The organism is Streptomyces sp. SID3212 (assembly GCF_009865405.1).
Classification (GTDB): Bacteria; Actinomycetota; Actinomycetes; order Streptomycetales; family Streptomycetaceae; genus Streptomyces.
This window is the reverse complement of record NZ_WWJY01000086.1, coordinates 1-1,381: the sequence shown is the minus strand read 5'-3', so window position 1 is coordinate 1,381 and position 1,381 is coordinate 1. Positions and strand designations below refer to the sequence as shown.

The 1,381-nt window shown below is 76.3% G+C and carries 1 protein-coding gene and 1 pseudogene; both read left to right on the top strand.

The features are described from left to right. Positions 1-1,076, top strand: a 1,076-nt coding sequence (locus GT042_RS02825) for a TadA family conjugal transfer-associated ATPase (RefSeq protein WP_161307108.1), incomplete at its 5' end; no start/stop codon positions are given. Beyond that, positions 1,073-1,381 (top strand): annotated as a pseudogene (locus GT042_RS02820) (type II secretion protein F); the annotation flags it as partial. The gene GT042_RS02825 and the pseudogene GT042_RS02820, both read left to right, overlap by 4 nt.

The following is a 1,381-nucleotide window of genomic DNA, read 5'->3' as shown; positions in this document are numbered from 1 at the left end:
TGGCCGCCGCGCTGCGGGCCCAGGGGCGGCTGCTCGGGGACGCGGAAGTGCTTGGCGCGGCGGAGGAGTTGAGGTGCGAGCTGGTGGGCACGGGGCCGCTGGAGCCCCTGCTCGCCGATCCCTCGGTGACGGACGTCCTGGTCTCGGCGCCCGACCGGGTGTGGGTGGACCGGGGCGGCGGGCTGGAGCTGACCGGTGTGGCGTTCGCCGACGCCGCTTCCGTACGGAGGCTCGCGCAGCGGCTGGCGGCGGTGGCCGGGCGGCGGCTGGACGACGCGCGGCCCTGGGTGGACGCCCGGCTGCCCGACGGCACACGGATGCACGCGGTGCTGCCTCCGGTGGCGGTCGGTTCGACGTGTCTCTCGCTGCGGGTGGTGCGGCCCAAGGCGTTCTCGCTGGGGGAGCTGATCGCGGCGGGGACGGTGCCGCCGGGTGGCGACCGGGTGCTGCGTGCGCTGGTGCAGGCGCGGCAGTCCTTCCTGATCAGTGGTGGTACGGGCACGGGTAAGACGACGCTTCTGTCGACGTTGCTCGGCCTGGTCGGTCAGCGGGAGCGGATCGTCCTGGCGGAGGACTCGGCGGAGCTGCGGCCGGACCACCCGCACGTGGTGCGGCTGGAGTCCAGGCCGGCGAATCAGGAGGGCGCGGGCCTGGTGACGCTGGAGGACCTGGTCCGGCAGGCGCTGCGGATGCGGCCGGACCGGCTGGTCGTCGGCGAGGTGAGGGGGAGTGAGGTGACGAGCCTTCTGGCCGCCCTCAACACGGGCCACGAAGGCGGCTGCGGGACGGTGCACGCCAATACGGCGGCCGATGTCCCCGCGCGGCTGGAGGCGCTCGGGACGGCGGCGGGGCTGGACCGGGCGGCGCTGCACAGCCAGTTGGCGGCGGCCCTGTCGGTGGTGATCCATCTGGTGCGGGACCGCGACGGGCGGCGTCGGCTCGCGGAGGTGGACGTGCTGGAGCGGGACGGCGCGGGGCTCGTGGTGCCGGTACCCGCGTTGCGGTGGGGCGCGGAGGCGTTCGCGTACGACCGGGGCTGGCCACGGCTGTTGATGCTGATCGGGGGTGCCCTGTGACGGCGGTTTCGATGTCGGCGGCGGCGTACGCGGCGATGCTCTGCGCGGGCGCGGCGGCCTGGCTGACGGTCGACCGCGGCGCGGCGGCGCGGCGGGCCACGGTGCTGTTCGTGGACGCTGAGGGGGCGGACGGCGGCCGTGCGGGGGACGGCCGGCGGGCGTGGGCGGCGTCGTGGCGGCGGCGGGTGGGCGTGTTCCGGCGGGTGCGGCGGTTGCGCGGGGAGTGGCTCTGTCTGCCGGTGGCGGGGGTGCTCGCCGTGTGGGGGGACTCCGTGCTGCCGCTGATCGGGGGTGCGGTCGCGGTG